Below are 20,611 nucleotides of genomic sequence, written 5' to 3'. Positions count from 1 at the left end.
TCGTGCCCCGCGCCTCCCGGCGCAAAGGGGACGCGGCCAGACGACACGCGGACACCGTCCGCTTCGTTCTGTTCGAGGCCCGCCCGGCCGGGCTGGAGTTTCACCAGCTGGTCCGTGCGAGCGCGCTCTCCCCGCACCAGGTCCGCTCCGGCCTGGCCGCGCTGAAGGACGAGGCCGCGTCCAAGGGCTGGCCTCCGCTGATCTGGAACCGTCTCGACGGCTACCAGCTCGGAGCGGAGCGGGCCGCGCTCGAAGCCTACGAGCGGCAGGTCGTGGGCGAGAAGCTGACCCAGTTCCGGCGGTTCATCACCGGCACGGTCGCCCCGCACGCCGCCGCCCACCCGAACGACAAGTGGGTACGGCACATCGTCGCCCAGCTCAACTCCATCGAATCCACCCTCGACCTCATCGCCAGCGCCTGACCGATCCACGGGGCCGACCGGCGAAGCCGGCCGGCCCCGCAGCAGGTCACAGACGGGAGGGGAAGTGCGTCAGCGCCGCTATCCGTCGGACATGACGGATGACGAGTGGGCCCTGATCGAACCGCTGCTGCCGCTGCCGGCCTGCGACACCGCCCGCGGCGGCCGGCCGGAGAAGCACCCCCGGCGCGAGATCGTCGACTCGATTCGATATGTCGTGGACACCGGCTGCAAGTGGAGGGCCCTACCCGCGGACTTCCCGCCCTGGAGGACCGTTTGGGGGTTCATGGCCCGCTGGGCTGCCCGCGGTGTCATCGGTCAGATCCGTGACGCCCTGACCCAGCGGATCCGCCGCGAGGTGGGCAAAGGCTCCAGAGCCGTCGCGACGATCATCGACTCGCAGTCAGTCAAAGCGGCATCGACCGTCGGCAAGAACTCCCGCGGTTACGATGCAGGCAAAAAGATCAATGGCCGCAAACGGCATCTCGTGGTCGACACCCGCGGCCTGCCGCTGCTGGTCATGGTCACCCCGGCCGATCTGCATGACTCCGCCGCGGCCAAGGAAGTCCTCTTCCGTCTCCGTCTCATGCACCCCGAGATCACCATCGTCTGGGCCGACCGCGCCTACGCGGGCAAGCTCATTACCTGGGCGAAGAAGCATCTGAACCTCACGATCAAGACCGTTGCCCGCCCGAAGGACTCCTCCGGGTTCGTCCTGCTGCCCCGCCGCTGGGTCGTTGAACGCTCGCTGGCATGGATGATGAACGCCCGCCGGCACGCGAGGGACTACGAACGGCTCGTCCAGCACTCCGAAACGCTGATCACCTGGGCGGCGATCACGCTGATGACCAAGCGTCTGACCCGCAACGGGGCGGGCTCCGCCTGGGCCAGCAAGCCCAGTACGTGCGCCTGAACTGGTTATTCGCCCGGCTCCGGGCCGGGCCACGCGTACAGGTCGAAGGCTGCTGATCAAGGACCGCCAGGGGCATCTGGGTGGAGGAAGCACGGTCCGCAGCCTGTGCCTTGGCTGGCCGGGTGAACGTGCCGCTGGCCCGAGAGACCGCAAGCTCTTTTCGGGTCCGGAGCACCGGTAGCGGTCAGCCATGAGGTCGAGGAGGGCCAGTGTGCTTGCACGCCCGTCGTGTCCGAGCTCATCCACCGTCCGCGGTCCGCTGCGGCACCGGGGTACGGCAGAACCGGCGCCAGCGAAACGAGTCGGCGTTTGGTAACACAGTCGGTGCGGCGCTTGAGATACAGCAGCCGCAATCGCGTCTCCCGCCGTACCGACGACCGACGATGAAGCGCTCGTCCAAGAAAGCATGGACCCCAGTCAGCTCGGCAGATAACGGCCGCACGCTCCGGCAACGTCTTCTACCAGGAGTCCTGCACTGGCGCGAGGCACAGCGCCGCCCACGCCTCCCGCCCACCTGTCGCGGTCGGCGACTGCGCTGCGGCGGCACGATCTTCTTCCAACCGATGGCTGATGCGCTGAGCGCCTACGGCGTCAGCGGGTACTAACCGCCCCTTGGGGCACCTGGGCAGTCCGTCGCGTCGTCGGGGGTGACGGACTGCCCACTACGCCGTCGCTTATGAGTTCGCAGGGACGGATGAGGGCGGGCCTCAGGCGGGAATGAGGCCGTGGGGGTCGATGATGAACTTTTCGGACACTCCCGTGTCGAAGGTCGCGTAGGCGTCGGGGGCGTCGTCGAGGCTGATCACTTTCGTGTTGAGCATGGCGCTCAGGTAGGGCATGCGGTCCCACAGGATCGCCATCATCAGCTCGCGGTTGTAGTGCATGATCGGTGCCTGCCCGGCGGCGATCCGCGGCGACTTGATCCACGCCTTGCCGAAGTCGATCGGGTACGTTCCCTCCTGCTCGGCCTTCGACTTCGCGAGCGGGTCGGCGCCGTAGACGCCGATGACTCCGGTGGCCCCGCCCGCGCGGGTGGCGTCGAGCACCTGGTTGATGGCGTGGGCCGGGTCCATGTCCTCGGCCTCGCGGCCGATGCCGTGTGCCTCGGTGCCGACGTAGTCCACTGCGCAGTCGACCATGGGTTCGCCCAGGATGGCCTCGATCTGGTCGGTGAGCGCCGCGTCCTGGCTCAGGTCGATCGTCTCGCAGCCGTTCTTCTTCACCAGCTCCAGGCGGTCCTTGTGGTAGTCGCCGACGATGATGCAGGACGCCCCGAGGAGGCGCGCAGCTGCTGCGCCGCAGCGGCCGACCGGTCCGGCGCCGGCGATGTACACGGTCGAGCCCGGCTTGGCGCCGGCCTCCATGAGACCGTGGAACGCGGTGGGCAGGATGTCTGAGAGCAGCGCCAGGTCACGGATCTTCGCCATGGCCTGGTCCCTGTCCGGGAAGCGCAGGAGCTGGAAGTCGGCGTAGGGGACGAACAGGTATTCGGCCTGGCCGCCGGTCCAGTCGCCCAGGTTGAAGCCGTACGCTGCGCAGGACACCTTGGGGTTTGTGGTCTCGCAGACTTCGGTCCGGCGCGCCCTGCAGTTGCGGCATCGGCCGCAGGCGACGTTGAACGGGACTGAGACGAGGTCGCCCTCACTGAGGAACTCGACGTCGGGGCCGACCTCGATGACCTCACCGGTCATCTCGTGCCCCATCACCATGCCCTGGGGCACTGGGAAGGACCCGCGGTAGATGTGCAGGTCGCTCCCGCAGATGTTGGTGGCGACGATCCTGAGGATGACTCCGTGCGGGGCCTTCTTCCCGTTCGGCATCTGAAGCTTCGGGAAGTCGAGCGACTCGACGCGCATGTCTTTCGGGTTCTGAAAGGTGACAGCACGGTTGCTGCTTGCCATGACGATCTCCTCTGCTGATTCACGGTGACTCGGCCGAGTCAGTGTCGGCGGTCATTTGGGCGACTTTGCGACCTCGGGTTTCCTAACGTAGGGCTCCATCCGAGGTATGCAGGCCAGCGCCACACCCTCTTGCGTGCCATCGCACTAACGCTGCGTGCCAAGCGCCCGGTCAAGCGCGTCTTCTGCCGATCAGGCGGGTTGCGGTGCGTTGACGAAGTGTTCGATGATCGCCTTGCAGAAGGCGGGGAGGTCTTGCGGGCCGCGGCTGGAGATCAGCTGGCGGTCGATCACGACCTCCTCGTCGACGACCTCGGCGCCGGCGTTGCGCAGGTCAGTACGAATGCTGGGCCAGGAGGTGAGGCGGCGGCCGTGCAGCACGTCTGCCTCTGCCAGGGTCCAGGGTCCGTGGCAGATGGTGGCAACGGGCTTGCCGGTCTCCACGAACTCCCTCACGAAGGCGACGGCGTCGGGGTCGGTTCGCAGCTGGTCGGGGTTCATGGTTCCGCCGGGCAACAGGAGCGCCTCGTAGTCGCTCACGCGTGCGTCGGCGACCTTCTTGTCCACGGTGAAGGTTCCGGCCGGGTCGATGTCCATCTGGCGCGCGTTGATCTCGCCGGTGTGGAGGGACAGGAGTTCAGCCTGCGCTCCAGCGCCCAGCAGTGCGCCGAGAGGCTCTTCGAGCTCGACGCGCTCAACGCCGTCCGTGGCCAGGATTGCGACCTTCCTGCCGTGCAGTTCGTTGGTCATGGTGCGTGGTTCCTTCCGGTGATCGGCGGAGGACCGGTTCGGGTCCGTGCCCTCCGCTCAGCTGCCGTCGGGGAGGAGGACCTTGGTCCTTGCCCTGCTCGATCAGCCTGGTTGGCCTGGCCCGTCCCCATGTCTGGTGGGCACGTCACCCACATAACGACCTCACCACTCCCACTGTCCCACCCTCACAAGACACGTCAAAAGGTGCAAATAGTCTCGCTTGGCCGGTGGCGCGCCGGGAACCCGGCCTGCCCGGCCCACGACAGACCACGGCAGGAAGGGAGATGCGGCCAGACGCCGCGGTGACACCGTCCGCTTCGTGCTCCTCGAAGACCGCTCGGCCGGGCTGGACTTCGGCCAGCTCGTCCGCGCGACGGACCTGTCCGCCTACCAGGTCAGATCCGGTCTCGGAGCGTTGTCCAGCCGAACGACAAGCGGGTCAATCACATCGTCGCCCAGCTCAACTCTTTCGAGCGACCCTCGATTTCATAGCCGGTCCCGGAGATCTTGTCCGCAAGGGGACCGTCCGTCGCCGATCGGGCGGCCTCCGTCACATCGCTGGGGCGGCCGTCATGCGTCATCCTCGCTATCCGTCGGATACCACTGATGCCACTGGGCTCTGGTCGAACCGCTGCTGCCGCTGGCGGCCTGCGACACGGCTCGCGGTGGCCTGCCGGAGAAGCACTCCCGTCGCGAAATCGTCGACGCGACCCGATACGTCGTCGACGGCATCACTGAAGCCCGCTCCCGAACCGGCCAGGAATTCGGCCTCGACCGCTTCCTTGCCTTCCTCACCGGCCACATCGATGAAGGCGTGCCCCTCCCCGAGACTCTGCGCCGCCTCATGCACAGCCACCACGGACACCTCTGCGACGACGCCACCACCGTCCTCCTCCAGTGGCACGGCCCCCAGCCCTTCGCCCCACCCTGAAGCCCTCGTCGGACTCCCCACATCCGGCACCGCCCCACCAGAACGTCAATCGAGCCCCGGCTCTCCACCAACTATCCGCGACAGCTACGGCTGACCACGCCGCCCCGCGGGCAGCACCTGCTCTAGGCGGGCGGCTTCTCCACGAGGACATCGATCTGCTCGATCGTGGGCTCCTCGAAGAGCTCACCCGTGTTCTCAGCGAGCGCTTGCGCGACCTCACCCGACAGATGCGCCTGGCGTCCGTCGTCGTCGGGAAAGGCGTCGAAGATTCCGAACGACGAGGGTCCGAACTGGATTCCGAACCACCTGACGGTCTTGGGCTCCCCCTCGACGATCGACAGCCCCTGGTTCAAGAAGTCCTGGACGTCGTCCTCCCTGCCGGGAAGTGCTTCGAGGCGTACCAGAAGTGCTTTGCTGACCTGTGTTGCCATCTTGGGTCTCTCCTCTTCCTTTTGTTGCTCGGCTGCCCGAGCTCCTGCGCTCGTTTCTCTCCCGCGTCGATAACCCGCCGAGCGTCCTGAAGGGAGATGCTTTCGATGCTGGTCATGGCGCGCGCTCCTTCTTGAAGTCGTTTCCGGGGATATGGGCCAGCGCTTCAGCCGCCATCGGGGTGAAGCAGGACCTTGGTCCAACCGTTGTCGCGCTGGTCGACGTGCTGGTAGCCCTCGGGGGGCCTGATCCCGTGGCAGTTCGTGGGAGACGATTCAGGACGTTTGGACCTTCCCCCGCGCGCCCATGGGGAACTTGTCGATCAGGCCACCGAATACGCCGAGGCAGAATACCGACCCGCCCTTGCGGCAGTAGTAGATCGCTTCGCGCAGGGCGCTGGGCCGGTCGGACTCGAGACGGAGCTGCTGCTTTGCCTTGTCGTAGAGGTTGACCGGTCCGTCGGTGTGCGCTTCCATGCCGACGGCCTCGATACAGACGTCGGGGCCGCGCCCGCCGCTGCGCTCGAGCAGCTCTCCGCTGACGTCGGTCTGGGTGTAATCGATCGTTTCGCAGCCGACGTGCTCGGCGGTCATGGCGAGACGCTCGGGGAAGCGGTCGATGGCGATGGCCGGCATGTAGCCGCCGATCAGGTGCAGGTCCGAGCCGCAGACCGAGCTCAGGCGCACCTTGACGATGGCGTCCTGGCGGTTGATGATCTGGGGGTCGGGGACCCGCTCGACGGTCAGGTCGTTGACTCCGTTCCAGGTGAGTGCTCTCACAGCCTTCCCTCCTCGCGTGCGCGCGCGGTGGCGGCAGAGTCAGCTTTCCGCCCGGACCGGGGTGGGTCGTTGGCGGCTTGTCGGGGCTGAGTACCTCGCCCGTCTCGAGTAGCGCCCGGGAATCGCGCAGAGCCCGGCGGACCGGCCCGCGCGGGTCCTGGCCCTTGAGCCGGGCCGCGGCGCCTCCCGGTCCGGAGGGCACGGGTTCGCGCAGGCGGGCTGCGACCTCGGTGCCGCGGTCTCCGGGAGCCGGCCGAACCTGGACCTCGATCTTGTCGCCGAGCTTCGCGAGCGGCTCGGGGAGCCGTCCGTTCGCAGAGACTTCGTCCGACGGACGGTTGATCGTTACCGTGTGCCAGCGATCGCTGTGCCCGCTGGCGGCCCCGCTCGACTCACCCTTCCACCGGCGGATCATCACCGCTGCCCCGCCGCCCACAGCCAGGCCGCTCAACGTCAGTGCCTTGCCGTTCATCGCGTGTTCCTCTCCGGGGCGAAGTGGCTCGACGCCGTGAAAGTGTTCGAGCTGTCTCCACCGTCACCTGGCTTCGCCTCACGTGCAAACGCAGTCCGCGGGTGACCAGCGTCCGATTCGTGGACCAGGCGGCGACTCTCTGGACTCCGCTCTAACGGCCGCGCCGACCCCGAACAGGACTTGACCAAGTTCTGTGGGTGTTCGGGTTGGAGATGATGCCCAGGCGCTCGTCCCAGGTCATCACGATCCTTGGGTGGCCTTGGCGACGACCCGGCCCCGGCCAGTCAGGCGGTCTGACCGAAGCCGGCCGCCGTGAGGTCCTGCTCTCGCAGCGGAGTGCAGTCCACGTCCAGCTTCGGTCGGACACCTCGGGCTGGATACCGAGCTCATGTGTGGAGTACTCACCGAACCGATTGATGTGCTCGGTCAGGTACGGCCAGATGCGCGCCAGGTCCTCCGGCTCGATCGTCCAGCCCTCTTCCAGCAGCTGGCGGACGGTCTCGGCGAAGTCCAAGGGCGTTGCGGAAAATGCCCGCGTTTGCAGGAACAGTGCGACGCCCTCTGCCGCCACCGGTGAGGTCGGGCCACCCGGCTCCGGGCGGAGCCCGGTCGGGCACGCTGCAGGGGTGTCACAGCATCTCCAGCGGCCGTTTGCTCTCCGGCGGCGGGAACGCCCGGTCCAGCGTCGCGAGGTCCTCGGCGGTCAGGTCCACCTCCAGAGCTGCTCTGTTCTCCTCGACGTGCGCGCGGGAAGACGCCTTCGGGATCGCGATGACGTCCTCGTGCCGCAGGACCCAGGCCAGGGCGATCTGCGCGGGCGTCGCACCGTGGGCAGCTGCCACGTCCCGCAACGCCGGGTGGCCGAGCAGACGGCCCTGCTCGACCGGCGAGTACGCCATGACGGGGATCGACAGTTCACGGCACCTGGGCAGCAGACCGTACTCAGGCCCTCGACGGCTGAGGTTGTACAGCACCTGGTCGGTCTGCGGCCCGGCTCCGGGCGGCAGATCCGCGAGATCATCCACGTCCAGGTTGCTCACTCCCCAGGAGCGGATGGCACCCTCCCGCACCAGGGACTCGAATGCCTCGACCGTCTCCTCCAGCGGCACGGCTCCACGCCAGTGCAGCAGGTACAGATCGATCCGGTCCGTGCGCAAACGACGCAGGCTCCCCCGGCATGCCTCGGCCACTCCACCGGCGTCCGCATGGGTGGGGAGCACCTTGCTGACCAAGAAGACCTCGTCCCGCCGTCCGGCCACCGCCTCGGCCACCACTTCCTCCGCCGCGCCGTCCCCGTACATCTCCGCGGTGTCGACGAGGGTCATCCCCAGGTCCAGCCCGGCGCGCAGGGCCGACACCTCGGCCGCGCGGCGCCCGGGATCCTCCCCCATACCCCAGGTGCCCTGACCGAGCACCGTGACCGCAACCCCGCAAGGAAGGATGACCGTCCTCGGATCCGCCATGGCTTCCTCCTGGATGTAACGGTGGCCAAAGACTGCCAACCACCAACAGCACCACGATCGCGCATCGGATGGCACCGCGATCACCGACGTAGGTACCACGTCGTCGGAGCAGGATGCGCCGACTGTTGGGGCGTTCAGCGGGGCTGGCCGAGTGCTGCCGCCGGCCGCAGGTTCTCCTCGAGTTCATCGTCCATGGCCGCGCCGGCCAAGGCCCGTCCCAGTCGAGGTGCCTGTTTAAAGAGGTTGTGCCCGGCGGCGAAGAAGATTCTGTCGGCTTCCCAGACCGCCATGCCGTCCTCACTCCACGGCAGGCTTGTCACCCAGCAGTTGAGGCGCTCGACGGGCTCGGGGTCAAGGCCGGGCAATGCGTGGGAGATGTACGCGCGGGCGCGGTCACTGAGTGCCGTCAAGGCTTCGGCGTCCGCGAAGCTGCCGTCCTCCCGCACCTCGACCGTTTCGCTGAGACCCACCGCGTACCGGCTGTTGCCCGGGTAAGGGGCTGCGTAGACGCCAACCTCACCGAAGTCGCCGCTGCTGTCCTGCAGGCAGGCGACCCGTTCCGGGGGCGCTCCCCTGACCTGGAAGGTGAGGCGGACGTGGGCTGCCGGCTGTACCGGCAGCGAAAGCCCCACGTTGCGCGCCAGCCGCGCGGTGCCCACGCCCGCGCACACCACGGCCGTCGCGTACTCTTCGCGGCCGACGCTACTGACCACCTCCACCGTGCCGCGGCCCGTCGGATACAGCGAGATGACTTCATCGGTGACCAGCGAGTCACCCAGCGCATCGGCCAGCCGCTCGACCGCGGCACGGGTGCGGATGGCACCGCCGCCCTCATCGAGCATCGCGGGACCGCGGTAGTCGGCGAGCAGCGGCATGCGCGCGTGAAGCTCGGCGCTGTCCACGGTGCGGGCCGGTATGCCGCCGGCATCCTGCAGAATGCGCAGTCTCCCAGGAACGGTACTGCCCAGTGCGACCACTCCGTCCCGGGAGACCAGCTCTGCGCCCAACCGGTCGGCCCACTCGTCCCAAACGGCGCGGGCCTCCCGGGTGAATTCCACCAGGCGGGCGTCGTCGTGCGCGTGGCGGAATATGCGGGACTGGCCACCGGATTGCCCGTGGCCTGGAACGCCGCTCTCGTAGACCCGCACCGCCGTTCCGCGTTCGGCCAGTGCGTAGGCGGTGCAGAGTCCGACGATGCCGGCCCCGACCACGGCCACCTCGGGAACCCGGTCCATTCGATCGCCTCACTTCGCGTCCCGGAGCCGTCCCCCTGCGGGCCAGGGACTAAGTTCATCTGTCGCCGCCGCGAACGGGTGGGTGACTGGACCCCATGAGCATTGCCAGTTCTACGTGACTTGGCGGCGCAACCCTGCCTCCTCCAGCCTCACACCGGTACGAAATATGTCAACCGGTCACCTCGGACAACGATCGTGACCCACCGGCGGAGAGCCGCGGGTCGGACGTCCGGTCAAGGCACGGCAGGAGGAGTCTGAGCAGTACATCGGCCGGCTGGCGATTCCGTCGCTGTCCAGACCAGCGGGCTGCAGGGGTTCCGCTCGGCCGAGATGTCGACCCGCCGGACGTGGTGACGGCAATCGGAGCGATGGGTGCGGAATGACCTTGCATCATGATCAGCTTGGCAGCTTCCGCAGCCAGGACATCCTGCACATCAGAGTCCAGGCTCATCGTGTCGTTCCCCGTGCTCTGGCCAGCCCGTAGCGTGCGCGAGGGGGAGGTCTGTGCACGCCAGTCACCGGCCAGGCGAAGTCGTACATCAGGACGGGGAAACGACAGAGTTCAGGGCTACCGGCAGGACAAGTGCGGCCTCGGTGGCCTGGTCCGGTCCAGGGTGGGCGTGACATGCCGAGCCCCACGAGGCCCGGGGCGGCCAGGTGCCAAGTCGCCCACTCCCGGCCTGCGCCTCGTCAGATCACTCAGGACGACGTCAAGCGGGCCATCGCGCGCTCTGCGGCCAGCTGGCGCGATCAAGGGCCAGCTATCGCGCTCAGTCACACCTCAGACGCTCCGAGATCGAAAACAACTTCTAAAAGGTTGTCCCGTGACTGATCTTGAGGTCGGTTTTGACATAGTCGACCGCTGCATGCACTCACCTGTCATCCAGCGAGGTTGAGCTTGTGTAGGCGAGCGATGCCGAGCATGGCGTAGTGGATGCCGTCGCCCTTGAGGCGGCAGTCGCGCAGGATCTTCCAGCTCTTCATGCGGGCGAAGGTGTGCTCGACGCGGGCCCGGATGCGTTTGTGGGAGCGGTTGTGTTCTTCCTTCCAGGCGGGCAGGTCCTCGCTCTTGGCCCTGCGGTGCGGGATGACCAGGCCGGTGCACTGGTAGCCTCCGTCGGCGATGGTCACGGTCTTGCCAACGGCCTCCTTGGCACCGGATTCCTCCCGACCGCGGGAGTCGTGCCGGTTGCCGGGCAGAGGACGGCCGACCACGACGACCAGCCGGGTGTCGGCGTCGATGACGACCTGGTGGGCTGTGGAGTAGCGGTAGTTCTTCGACTGCTCGGCGATCGTGCGATCCCGGGTGGGGACCAGAGTGCCGTCCACGATGAGCACGGTGTCCTTCGCGAACCGCTTGCGTGGCTGGAGCGCGAGCTGGGGCCCGAAATGGTCGATGATCCGGTCGGCCGCCGACTTCGAGATGCCGAACAGTGGGGCGAGCTGGCGCATGGTCAAGTTCGTGCGCCAGTACGCCAACAGGATGCGGTCCTCCAGCGGCAGCCTCCAGGGGCGCCCGCGCTGCTCCTTGGCCGCAGTTTCGCGGCGCACAGCCGTCACCAGCTTGCCGAAACAGCGGTGGGCTCAGCCCGGTGAACGGGGCTATCCAGGACGGCTCCGACGCCGTGATCACGCCGGCCATCCGGAGATCATTTCAGTTGCCGGCACTCTTCCTCACGGCGATCCTGGGCTACGAACAGCCAAGGGGGACAAGGTGGGACTGATGCTCTTCCCGGGCGACGACGACGTGGCAAGTCCGGACGTCTCCTGGTCATACACCGGCTTCAGCATGTTCAGAAAGTGGTTGGCTCAGGCCGAGGGGTTCACCCTCACCGAAATGAACGGGTTCGGCGGAGAGCGCCAGTGGCGCAGTGTCTCCACCACGCTGGCGCCACTGCTCAACCATCCAGACGACGACGGCCCCGACCTGACGCCGGCTCAATGCGCGGCCATGCTGCCCCGGCTGGAAGCGATTCTCGACCAGCGACAGTCTGACGACAGCGACCCTGTCATCCGACGGCGCATCGAAGACGTCAGGGACTTGATCACCGTATTGCGGTCCTGCATGGACAAGGACGTCGAGCTCATCTTCGGGTAGCCCCGGGAGCGCGGAGTGCCCCGCCCGCGGGGATGGGCCGTGGTTACGGGACAGCCTTTAGCCTTGTTGGGTGTCGTCCCTTGGTGTAACTGCTACCTCGCACTCATCGGCGCCTACTGCTCTCGTCTACGCCGCGCTCCTGGATGCTTCAGCTACGAACAGGCCGCAGGGTTGTTCGCTTCTCATCGGGGGTCTGTGGACGTGGCCCGAGCACCCCACGGCGGCACCGGCATCACCTGGTCAGCAACCTACCGGCACACCCTTCCCCTTCTGGAAAGGCTCAGGAGACGGCGCCTGCAGGTTGGTCCACGACCCGGCTTCATACGCCAACTCAATCGTGAGCCGACACTCCTAGAATTCTGAAACAATCAGTAACTGGAACTGCCAGGCGGGGCCAGGGACACGTGTGGCGCGGTGGCTTGCTCCTCTTCCAGTGGATCCCGACCCCGCTCGTAACGCCTAGGAGCTGTCCGGCCGATCATTGATGGCGTGCGTGTGGCTGTTGCTTGAGATCGAAGTCGATTGCCGGGCGCCTGGTGCTGCGCGACCATCGTCGGATGGGTACGGATGAAGGTCGAAAACTGACGCGGGTCGTGCAGACGTGTTCTGCCTTCCCATCGCAGTGGGACGCCTGGACGTCAGATGGCCAGTACCTGTGTCTCCGATACCGGCATGGCGAGGGCAGCGTCGAGTGGCACCCCGGCCCTGACTTTGATGACAGTCCGGAGTCCTGGAACGAAGGCCGCTCGGGGCTCCTGATCGAATGGGACGATGGCACCGGCAGCGGCACCATCAGCCTTGAGGACTTCATCGCGGCAGCCGGCCTGGTGCTTGCGCCGGGTGCCTCGGTGGGTTGATGTCATGACACGCGGTCAGGTGCGGAGCCAGATCACCAGGGCGGCTGTGGTGACGGTGCCGAGGAAGACGTAGCCGCGCTTGTCGTAACGGGTCGCGACGGCGCGAGAGTTCTTCAGCTTGTTGATGGCCCTCTCGACAGTGTTGCGCTTCTTGTACCGCTCTTCGTCGAAACCGGGTGGCCGCCCGCCTCGCGGTCCCCTGCGCAGGCGGACAACTTGGCTGTCGGCCTTCTCCGGGATCACGTGCCGGATGCCGCGCCGCCGCAGGTACTGACGGCAAGGGCCGTTGCTGTATGCCTTGTCGGCAGCGACGCTGTCGGGCTTCTTGCGGGGCCGGCCCGGCCCGAGCCGCGGAACCCGGATCTTCTCCAGCACCGGAACGAACTGGGTGCAGTCGGCCCGCTGCCCCGGCGTGACGATCAGGGACAACGGACGGCAGAAACCGTCCGCGCTCAGGTGGATCTTGCTGGTGAAGCCGCCGCGCGAGCGGCCCAGGCCCTCGCCTCCCGCACCACCTCCACCAGTCGGCCAGCGAGGCTCTGCCACGAAGTTTCGCCCTGGTGTTCCAGCGCCTCGTCCCCCTTTGAGTTCACGAGGGCCGACGGCGGGTCGGTGCGGGCGCCGGCCGCGTGCTGGTGGGCGCGCACAATGGTGGAGTCCACCGCGACATCCCAATCGATCTCGCCCGCCGCGTCCGCCGCGGCCTGGACCTGTTGCAGCAGCCGTTCCCACGTGCCGTCAGCCGACCACAGCCTATGACGCTCGTAGACCGTCTTCCACGGCCCGAACCGCTCCGGCAGATCACGCCAGTGCACCCCCGTCCGAACCCGGTGAAGAATCCCGTCGATCACCTGTCGGTGATCACGCCACCGCCCGCACCGACCGTTGCTCACCGGCAAGAACGGCCGCAGTCGTTCCCACTCGGCATCCGACAGGTCACCGCGTTCTCCCCGCTCCATGCCCGAACCAACGAGCAGATCAGGCGACGGTCACATGATCGGCCGGACAGCTCCTAGTAAATGACGATCTTGGTCACTGTGATGTAGTTGGCGGTTTCCGATTCCCACTTGCCGAAGTAGTGCCGGTACAGATAGCCGTCGCCGGGCTCGTACTCGATGTACCCGGCGTTGTTGCCGCTGCTGAAGCGCTCGACACCGGACTGGCGCAGGTCGAGTTGGCCTGCGTTGGCGAAGCACCGGTATGTGCCAGTACCGTTGTCGTTGCGGATACCCAGAGAGAGATACTCACCCTGCGCGTCGAACATGCAGACGATGAAGGAGTTCTCGTTGATGGCGTGGGCCGGCGCGGTGACTCCGATGGCCAGGGATAACGCAGCGGTGATCACGGCAGCCGTCACGCCGAGTCTGCTCTTCACGGTCCTTCGCCTCATGTTTGCCTCCTGACGGTGTGTGCCCTGGCGTTGGAATGAGAGGGCATGACTTCTCCGACCATGGCTGATATCGAATGAAACATACCTGTCAGATCTCATCTGATCCTCAAAAGCGCCTCGACACCACCCTGACCGCGCTCGTACGAGCGTTGGGCCCCCTCGCATCGGACCCGGACTGCACCACCGTGGCCCCCTCCGAGGGACGTGGTGAGGCGACGTTGGGCTCGACATGGGCGAACAAACAGGTCCGTGTCCCGTGGACCACGGGGGACCGGCTTCCAGCCGCATGTCCTGTCGGACACAAAGAGACTGCCTCCGCTCGTCGGCGCCTTGGCCGACAACACCCCGGCAGCGAAGGACTGAAGCCGATGGTGGACGGTCACCAAGCGAGACACGCTCTCACCACAGTCGGTGCTTCAAGCCGCAACGTCTGCATGCGGACAAATGCAGGAGGCGGGAGATCCGCCGACACGGGAAGACACACCACCGGTGACACGGGTGCAACTCAGGGACTCTTGGTTGATCAAAGTAGTCAGCGGAATTCGCGGGCCCTTCCCCCTGTACGGTCGCGGCCCGCACTGCCGACGGATCAGGCAGGCACGGTCATTGCGCACTCCACCCAGGCCCAGTGGTGGCGCGCCAGGCGATCCGGATACCGCGCAGCGCCCGCGGTGCCCGGCCCACAGCCCGGCTCAGCCATCGAGCCAAACAGCGACGGCGCGTACTTCCGAGCCGACACTGCCCCATGTGATGCAACGGCCTCAGCGTCTGCAAGAACGACTCCGCCGCGTGAAGGTCCTTCGGAGCGAAGCCTCCTCCCCCGCACGCACACCGGCCGGCCAATCAGCAGGTCCGACAGCGATCAAGACGCCTGCTTCGGTCCGCCCGTACGACGAGGCCGCGCAACAGCGGCAGGCACGGTCAACCTCCCGGCCGAGAACGCCGGGGCTGGGAACGCTTGTTACTGTGCTGGGAGCGCCGCGCGGGAGCCACATCGCGGGCGTTCAGGGCGGCGGGCGAGGAGAAGCCGACCACCACCCGGCCAGGGTTTCCTACAAGATGGCGAAGTGGCACTGGAGTACTGGTTGCCCTTTCAGCCGGCGAGTACCGAGCGATCCTCACCCGGCCCAGGGCTTCTGAGAGAAGAACGGCTGGAGGACCGAGGCCGTTCACGGTTGTCCGTGGTGCGCAGGGCGAGAAGGGCGATGTCGTCCTCGTTGGCTGCGGGGCGGGCACGGGCAAGTAGCTGGTCTGTAAAGGTGTCCAGCGAGTGGTGCGAGAGGGCAGCGGCCTGCCGGCTCAGCCGGTCGAGGCCCTCGTCGAGTGACGCACCAGGCTCCTCGATCAGGCCGTCGGTGTACAGCAACAGTGTGGCACCGGGTGGCAGGAGCAGCGATACGTCCGGACGTGGCTCCCACAAGCCGGTCCCGAGGAGCATGCCGTGCCCGTCGGTGAGGTACTGGGTCACCCCCTCGCGGGTGATGAACAGTGGAGGTGGGTGGCCCGCGTTGGTCCAGGTCAGCTCCCAGCCGAGGGACCCGACGTTCGTGAGCCGGGCCAGGACGAGGGTGGCCATGTCGGTTCCGGACAGCTGCATGGCGGCTTGGTCCAGCCATTCGACGATCTTGCTGGGCGGTTTCTGCTGGGAGAAGGCGTAGGCGCGCAGCATGTTCCGCAGCTGGGCCATGTCGGCCGCTGCGTCCAAGTCGTGTCCGACGACGTCCCCGATGACCAGAGCGGTCGCGCCGTCGGGCAGGACGAACGCGTCGTACCAGTCGCCGCCCACCTGGGAGGCGTCCGGTGCCGGCACATAGCGGGCTGTCATCTGCAGGTCCGGCACACGCGGCAGCTGCGGCAGAAGATGACGTTGCATCGTCTCCGACACCTTGCGCTGCCGCTCGTAGAGACGGGCGTTGTCCAGTGCCAGCCCGGCCCGCCGTGTGATCTCTTCCAACAAGGGCAGATCGGCAGTTGTGAAAGGGTGCGATTCCTCGCAGCGGCCCAGAGTCAGCGCGCCCAACACGTCCCGGAGACCGCGGATCGGGCCGATGATGGCGGATTGGATGCCCGTGGCCGCAAAGAGCCGACCCTGTTCCACGGCGATTCCCGAGTCCGGCTCTCCCTGATAGGTCTCGGGGCCCGCCAGCGCGGACGCGGCGCCCCTCAGAGCGCGCGAGAGAGGGAGCTGGGATTCTTGAGGGACTGCCGGCATGGGCCCGACGAGGTGCTCCTGGTTCTTCAGATCGCCGTCCTCGACATGGACGACGACACGGCGCCACACCTCGCCCGCCTCAGTGATCAGGTCGACGACCGCCCAGTCCGCCAGCCGCGGCACCAGCAGACGCACCAGCCGGTTCGTGACCTCCTCGGCGTCCATCGTTGAGGTGAGCTGGGTGGTCAGCTCCGCGAACAACGCCAGGCGCTCCAGCTCGGACAGGGGGTCTTGCAGCGAGCCGGCCTCCGTGTCGTCCAGCGGGTGAAAGAGCGCCACCGTGCCCTGCCGGCTGCCGTCGTCGAACCCGGTGACCAGCCATGCCACAGGTGCGACTGAGCCGTCGCCCCGCTCGAACCAGAGCTCGCCGCCCTGCGTGGTGCGGTTCGCCAGAGCGGCCTTGCGGATCGGGCACTCGCTTCTCGGCGCCGGCTGGCCCAGGGCGTTCCGGTGCAGCGCTTGATGCGCGTCCTGTCCGAGGAGTTCGGCAGCCGACCGGTCGAGAAGCTGCTCGGCCATCGGATTGACGGCAGTGATGATGCCCTGCCCGTCGGCCAGGTATGCGGCGCAGGCCAGTGAGTCCAGCACGGCGGGCCGATGCTCCGGCCCGTCCGCGGGAGCGGGTCCATCGGGTGTCGAGGGGCCGTGTCTCCGCATCGCTCTGCCCTCCTCATGACCGGCATGGAAAGCGACTCTTCCATGCACACCTGGCCCGTCAGTGGAGACACGCACGATGATCCACCGGTGGCAGCCCGTACGGCGTGGCCGTCGACCGCACGCGACGGCACGCCAGCCTCGCGGCACGGTGCGCAGAACATGGTCGACCGTGCAGATGTGGCGGCGGTTCGGCCAAGCGAGGCATACCTGGTCCGAGACGGACGGCGCAGTGTGGATCGGGATGCTCGGGGCCGGAGCGTACGCTGCGGCCTGGGTGGCGAACACGGCAGCGTACCGGCTGCGGGCGGCAACGAGTTCGTCGTGGGTGCCGTGCCCGGCGAGATGCCCGTTGTTGAGGGCGCAGACCGTCGTCGTCCCGGACACCGGCATCCCCGACGTCGTCATCCCGTCGCCGGCCCGCTCGCCGCCGTCCACGAACACCGCGCGGTGGACGCCGCGTTTGAGCCTTTTCTGCGTGAGTTCGGCGAACCACCGGGAACTGTGCCAGGCGGACCCGCCGCCGATCCCCTACCGGGACCCGACGCCCGCAGCGAGCGTCAGTGTCCTCGTCCGGCGCGCCTTGCTGCACCGCAGCCTCGACACGATCTCGCGGCGCCGGGGTCCAGTGCTCACGACCGACCGCATCCATCAGAACAGCCGCGGCGCCACCCTTGTGGCCGAGGTCATCGACACCTGGCTCTCGACCCGGAACGCGTAGCCGGTTCCGGCGCGCCGTCGGGGATCACTTAGATGGCGGCCCCGGCTTCGATGTCGAAGGGGACACCCGTGAGTTGTTCGCTCTCCGCCCACAGCCGCCTGCCCTCCGCGGGGTCGTCGGCGCCTGTGGGGAGCTTGGCGGGTCTGGGGGTGCCGGAAGTCTGGTCGCGTCCGGCGGGGCCGATGAACCAGCCCGACTGGACGTCCGGGCTGGTCGCCGCATACAGGGAGGGCCAGGCGGCACCCTCGGCCGAGCCCATGAGAAGGCGTGCGGCGATCGGGGTCACCATGCGGCTCAGGGGGCCGGTGCCATGCTGCTGCAGATTGGTCATCGCCGACCCCGGATGCACGACGAATGCCTCGACGGGGCTGCTTGCGGTGCGGCGCGCGAGTTCGAGGGTGTAGACGATGTTGGCGCGCTTGGACTTGGCGTAGGCGCCCATGGCGCGGTAGCTCTTTTCACTCATCAGGTCGTCCAGCCTGCCCATCGGCCACCGCGCCGCGACGGCGCTGACGGTGACCACCCGCGGTGCGGGCGAGCGGCGCACGGCTGGCCAGACCTGGGCGTTGAAGGCGAAGTGGCCGAGGTGATTGGTGCCGACCGTCATCTCGAGGCCGTCGTGGGTGGTTCGGCGCTCGGGCAGGTTCATCACGCCGGCGTTGTTGAAGAGCAGGTCGACCGTCTCGGTCTCGGCGATTCGAGTCGCCGCGTCGCGGACGGAGGAAAGGTCGGAGAGATCGAGCACGAGAGTGTCCGTCGAGGCCTCGGGGGTCGCGGCTTGTACAGCCTCCGCGGCCTGGTCCAGCCTGGTCCGGTTGCGGCCGGCCAGGATCACGCGGGCCCCGTGCCGGGCGAGCGCGCGGGCGGTCTCCAGTCCGATCCCGCTGTTCCCGCCGGTGATCAGCGCGGTGCGGCCGGTCTGGTCGGGGATGTCGCCGGGGGTCCAGTGGTTCACTGTCGTCACGCTCCTCGGAATCTTTGATTGTGTGCTCGGTCATGCGGCGCTCGGCAGGGTGGCGACACCGGGATGGAAGAGCATGCCGGGATGCCCTCGGCGAAGGCGGCGTCGACGACGACTTGGATGATGTCCGGGCGTATACCGCTGAAGGCACCGGCGGCACCGGGTCGCCCCACTGTCGACGAGGCGTCGGAATCGCCGGCTTTCTCCCGGGCTGCCGCCGCGCCAGGTCGTGCCGACCGCCCAGAGCCGGTCGGCAACGTCGAGACAGCCCCTGTTGACGACTTCGTCGGTGACGGGTGCCGGTCCTGGTGCGCTGCCCAAGACCTGCCCCCTTCTTTTCAGACCGGCGGTCTGTTCGGCTGGGACCAAACGTAGAAGACCGCCGGTCTGATGTCAAAAGACCGACAGTCTGTAATCTGGAGGCATGACGAACTTCCAGCGCGCGCGCAGTGAGGAGCAGCGTGAGATACGGCGCCGGGCCATCCTCGACACCACCGCCGCCATGCTCGAGGAGATGCCCATCGCCGAGGTCAGCCTGAACGAGCTGAGCCGCCGCGTCGGGCTGGCGAAGTCCAATGTGCTGCGCTACTTCGAATCGCGTGAGGCCATCCTGCTGGAGCTGCTCGACCGTGCCTGGCAACAGTGGGTTGCCGACTTGCCTGCCCTTGCGCACGTCGGCATCGACCAGGACGCTCCGGTGAGCCGGCGTGCAGAGCAGTTCGCCGCCGTCATCGCGGCCTCTCTCGCCCAACGCCAGGTCCTGTGTGACTTGCTGAGCGCGCAGGCGGGCGTACTGGAGCACAACGTCTCCCCGCAGGCGGCCGCCCGCTATAAGCGCGCAGCCGTGGCCAACGTCGCCGACATCGCGGCGTTGGCCCGCCGGCACCTTCCTGAGCTGGGCAACAGCGCAGCGCAGTTGACCGCAGCCATGATCATGGCCATCGGCGCCGTATGGACACACGCACGACCTTCCCCGGCGATGCTCGCCGCCTACGAAGCCGACCCCTTACTCACCGCGTTCAAGCTGGACTTCGTGACCACCCTGCAGGAGATGCTGGCCACGCTCACGGCAGGCACCGTCGCCCGCGCCTCCGCCTGAGCCCCTCCAGGCAGTAGCCGTGAGCCAGACCGCGGCGGCCGACGCGCCGTGGCGTTGTGCTCGCAGGCATCGACCCGCTGGTGAGCGGGCTGCCGGCGCGGACGCTGATCCGCTTCAGGACCCGGATCACGAAGTCGGGGACAATGCCGCCGCCGGTGTTGCCGTGCCGGTCGATGCCGATGGACACCCTGGGGCCGCAGGCCGACTCGTCGGAGTCGCCGGACTCGCCCGGATGGGGTGAACGCTGCCTTCGCCCGGCTGGGCGCCGACACGCACGCCTCGGCTCGGTGGCCCCGAGGCGCCGGGGACCTCGAATTTTGATTCGACAGGCGACGCCGCATCACGTGGACCGTGACCTCGGTCGTGATCCTGGTCGGCGGCGGCGCGACCTATGCCATCACCGGGAGCGACTCCGGTGACTCTTCCGCTCCCGCCCGGGCGAAGGCTCCGTCCCCACCGGCCGTCTCGGCCCGGGCGAAGGCAGGCGAGGCGTCTGCGGAGTCGCCAGAACCGCTGCCGTCGCCCACCTCGACGCAGAAGCCGTTCGACCTCGAACCGGCTCTGGCCCGGGTAGGCAGTGCCCCCGGGCTCGACTCGGCCAACGAACGCCTGGGCCTGTCCCAGACACAGGGCGGTGATGGGACCGTCTGGGGCATCACCCCGACCACAGCGGAAGATCAGATACGCCTGCTCCAGTCCGTGTTCGGCGACAAGTCGCCGCTGAGCGAGGCGTCGCGTGCCTACAAGGAGGATCTGATGCGGCACGTCGTGGGAAGCCAGACCTGGGGCCTGTCCGCAGCGGCCGACTCGGGCACGACCGCACTGAAGAACGGGTGGCTCAAGCGGACTCAGACCAGGAAATGGGACGTCAACAGCATCGGTCGAACACAGCGCGACGGTCGCGTCGCGTCTATCTGATGGCGGTACTCCTCAACAACTGCAGCACCCAGGAGGTCGGCATCAGCATCGTGGAGCAGGCCACACGCGCGTCCGCGACGGCGTTCTCCCGCAAACTCAGGGAGGAGTCCACCACCTGACGCCCAACCAGGGGTGAACAGCCGCATCGTCACCACGCGCCGGCTGCGCGGCGTGCTTCGTCCTGAGGGCACACACCGGCTGATGTCACGAGTCCCGAACAAGCCCCGCTCCGACGGCTTCGCCGACTCCACGGTGCTCCCGGATGCGAACCGCTCACGTACCAGTACTGGTATCTGACATCGCGAGGAACCCGACCGACCCGCGATCTGCCCGCTTGCGGGGCCGGCCTCCCCCGTCCGGTCTTCTCCCGCGTCCTCTTCATTCTCACGGGCGGCAATCCCCCGCCGTGGAC

Annotated in this window: 17 protein-coding genes and 3 pseudogenes; 9 read left to right on the top strand and 11 right to left on the bottom strand. The window is 67.6% G+C overall.

All coding sequences use genetic code 11. From position 1 onward, the window contains the following. Positions 1–2 precede the first annotated feature (2 nt). The gene (locus ACFYZ3_RS28995; protein WP_019359427.1) at positions 3–422 is read left to right on the top strand and encodes a hypothetical protein; all 420 of its coding nucleotides are present in this window, start codon (positions 3–5) and stop codon (positions 420–422) included. A gap of 64 nt (positions 423–486) precedes the next feature. Continuing rightward, entirely contained in the window at positions 487–1,332 is an 846-nt protein-coding gene (locus tag ACFYZ3_RS28990) for an IS5 family transposase (RefSeq protein WP_061440767.1), read from the top strand. A gap of 707 nt (positions 1,333–2,039) precedes the next feature. On the opposite strand, the gene ACFYZ3_RS28985 is transcribed toward ACFYZ3_RS28990, so the two are convergent. Both ACFYZ3_RS28985 and ACFYZ3_RS28980 read right to left on the bottom strand, forming a co-directional pair. Continuing rightward, positions 2,040–3,233: an alcohol dehydrogenase catalytic domain-containing protein gene (locus ACFYZ3_RS28985; RefSeq protein WP_040247054.1), complete on the bottom strand. Its 1,194-nt coding sequence runs from the start codon at positions 3,231–3,233 to the stop codon at positions 2,040–2,042. A 189-nt stretch (positions 3,234–3,422) separates the two neighbouring features. Continuing rightward, positions 3,423–3,980, bottom strand: a complete 558-nt coding sequence (locus ACFYZ3_RS28980) for a type 1 glutamine amidotransferase domain-containing protein (RefSeq protein ID WP_388523591.1) — start codon at positions 3,978–3,980, stop codon at positions 3,423–3,425. Between the two features lie 572 nt (positions 3,981–4,552). On the opposite strand from ACFYZ3_RS28980, the pseudogene ACFYZ3_RS28975 reads away from it, so the two are divergent. Continuing rightward, a pseudogene (locus tag ACFYZ3_RS28975) lies at positions 4,553–4,707 on the top strand (transposase); the annotation flags it as partial. 3 nt (positions 4,708–4,710) lie between these two features. Continuing rightward, on the top strand, positions 4,711–4,911 hold the full coding sequence (locus tag ACFYZ3_RS28970; protein ID WP_228773899.1) for a hypothetical protein: 201 nt from the start codon (positions 4,711–4,713) through the stop codon (positions 4,909–4,911). A gap of 122 nt (positions 4,912–5,033) precedes the next feature. Here the strand turns inward: ACFYZ3_RS28970 and ACFYZ3_RS28965 are convergent, their stop codons facing one another. The 5 genes and pseudogenes from ACFYZ3_RS28965 to ACFYZ3_RS28945 form a co-directional block, all read right to left on the bottom strand. Further along, on the bottom strand, positions 5,034–5,342 hold the full coding sequence (locus tag ACFYZ3_RS28965) for a putative quinol monooxygenase (protein WP_007389165.1): 309 nt from the start codon (positions 5,340–5,342) through the stop codon (positions 5,034–5,036). Positions 5,343–5,615: 273 nt separating this feature from the next. Further along, positions 5,616–6,119, bottom strand: a complete 504-nt coding sequence (locus ACFYZ3_RS28960; protein ID WP_224317186.1) for a hypothetical protein — start codon at positions 6,117–6,119, stop codon at positions 5,616–5,618. A gap of 1,101 nt (positions 6,120–7,220) precedes the next feature. Continuing rightward, a complete protein-coding gene (locus ACFYZ3_RS28955; protein WP_388523586.1) occupies positions 7,221–8,054 on the bottom strand; it encodes an aldo/keto reductase in 834 nt (277 codons plus the stop codon). Positions 8,055–8,188: 134 nt separating this feature from the next. Beyond that, a complete protein-coding gene (locus tag ACFYZ3_RS28950) occupies positions 8,189–9,289 on the bottom strand; it encodes an FAD-binding oxidoreductase (protein WP_019359437.1) in 1,101 nt (366 codons plus the stop codon). Between the two features lie 879 nt (positions 9,290–10,168). Further along, a pseudogene (locus tag ACFYZ3_RS28945) lies at positions 10,169–10,931 on the bottom strand (transposase). Positions 10,932–11,012: 81 nt separating this feature from the next. Here ACFYZ3_RS28945 and ACFYZ3_RS28940 point away from each other — a divergent pair. Next, positions 11,013–11,387 (top strand): hypothetical protein, encoded by a 375-nt coding sequence (locus ACFYZ3_RS28940; protein WP_388523758.1) that lies wholly within the window; start codon positions 11,013–11,015, stop codon positions 11,385–11,387. 557 nt (positions 11,388–11,944) lie between these two features. Further along, entirely contained in the window at positions 11,945–12,244 is a 300-nt protein-coding gene (locus ACFYZ3_RS28935) for a hypothetical protein (RefSeq protein ID WP_388523583.1), read from the top strand. Positions 12,245–12,259: 15 nt separating this feature from the next. Here ACFYZ3_RS28935 and ACFYZ3_RS28930 read toward each other — a convergent pair. The 3 genes from ACFYZ3_RS28930 to ACFYZ3_RS28920 all read right to left on the bottom strand — a co-directional run bounded on the left by ACFYZ3_RS28930 (position 12,260) and on the right by ACFYZ3_RS28920 (position 16,503). Beyond that, a protein-coding gene (locus tag ACFYZ3_RS28930; RefSeq protein WP_385960704.1) for an IS5 family transposase occupies positions 12,260–13,203 on the bottom strand; the annotation gives its coding sequence in 2 pieces (ribosomal slippage) (positions 12,260–12,756 and positions 12,756–13,203; 945 coding nt in all). Positions 13,204–13,256: 53 nt separating this feature from the next. Then, positions 13,257–13,619 carry a beta/gamma crystallin domain-containing protein gene (locus ACFYZ3_RS28925; protein ID WP_388523579.1) on the bottom strand — a complete coding sequence of 121 codons (363 nt, stop codon included), beginning with the start codon at positions 13,617–13,619 and terminating at the stop codon, positions 13,257–13,259. A 1,108-nt stretch (positions 13,620–14,727) separates the two neighbouring features. Next, complete coding sequence (locus ACFYZ3_RS28920) at positions 14,728–16,503, bottom strand: SpoIIE family protein phosphatase (RefSeq protein ID WP_388523576.1); 1,776 nt, start codon at positions 16,501–16,503, stop codon at positions 14,728–14,730. A gap of 496 nt (positions 16,504–16,999) precedes the next feature. Here ACFYZ3_RS28920 and ACFYZ3_RS28915 point away from each other — a divergent pair. After that, positions 17,000–17,221, top strand: a pseudogene (locus tag ACFYZ3_RS28915) (SGNH/GDSL hydrolase family protein); the annotation flags it as partial. Positions 17,222–17,249: 28 nt separating this feature from the next. Here the strand turns inward: ACFYZ3_RS28915 and ACFYZ3_RS28910 are convergent. Continuing rightward, positions 17,250–18,185 (bottom strand): oxidoreductase, encoded by a 936-nt coding sequence (locus ACFYZ3_RS28910; protein WP_388523573.1) that lies wholly within the window; start codon positions 18,183–18,185, stop codon positions 17,250–17,252. 421 nt (positions 18,186–18,606) lie between these two features. Here ACFYZ3_RS28910 and ACFYZ3_RS28905 point away from each other — a divergent pair, with 421 nt between their 5' ends. Then, positions 18,607–19,281 carry a TetR family transcriptional regulator gene (locus ACFYZ3_RS28905; protein WP_388523570.1) on the top strand — a complete coding sequence of 225 codons (675 nt, stop codon included), beginning with the start codon at positions 18,607–18,609 and terminating at the stop codon, positions 19,279–19,281. Between the two features lie 351 nt (positions 19,282–19,632). Then, a complete protein-coding gene (locus ACFYZ3_RS28900) occupies positions 19,633–20,199 on the top strand; it encodes a hypothetical protein (RefSeq protein ID WP_388523568.1) in 567 nt (188 codons plus the stop codon). Positions 20,200–20,611 lie beyond the last annotated feature (412 nt).

The organism is Streptomyces sp. NPDC001599 (assembly GCF_042893535.1).
Taxonomy (GTDB): domain Bacteria; phylum Actinomycetota; class Actinomycetes; order Streptomycetales; family Streptomycetaceae; genus Streptomyces.
The sequence above is the reverse complement of the archived record's forward strand: the minus strand, read 5'-3'. Positions and strand labels throughout refer to the sequence as shown.